The following is a 284-nucleotide window of genomic DNA, read 5'->3' on the forward strand; positions in this document are numbered from 1 at the left end:
AGGCAGATGCGCGGGCAGCGAGTTGCGGCGGACGTTTCAGCCTGTTCGACATTCGGGCCGGTGTCACGCGGGCGGTCGCGGCATCCGGGGTGGTCGCGCCGCGCGGAGATCTGCAGGGGCTTATCGACGAGGCCATCGATCGCGCGCTCGAGCAGACGGTCGACCTGCTCGATAGTGAGACAGAACGCCCCGCGCACATCAAGGGATACATGGCTTCGGCCACGGCTGTCGCCAAGGTTGAGCTGGCCGCCCGCTTCGATGCGCTGAGCCGCGCTGGCGTGCGT

General features: G+C 68.3%; 1 protein-coding gene. It reads left to right on the forward strand.

Going from position 1 to position 284, the window contains the following annotated elements; genetic code table 11:
- Positions 1-284 (forward strand): hypothetical protein (locus tag ACZYRN_RS19390; protein WP_488913197.1); only part of this gene is annotated, 284 nt, incomplete at both ends.

The organism is Domibacillus sp. F004 (assembly GCF_057814295.1).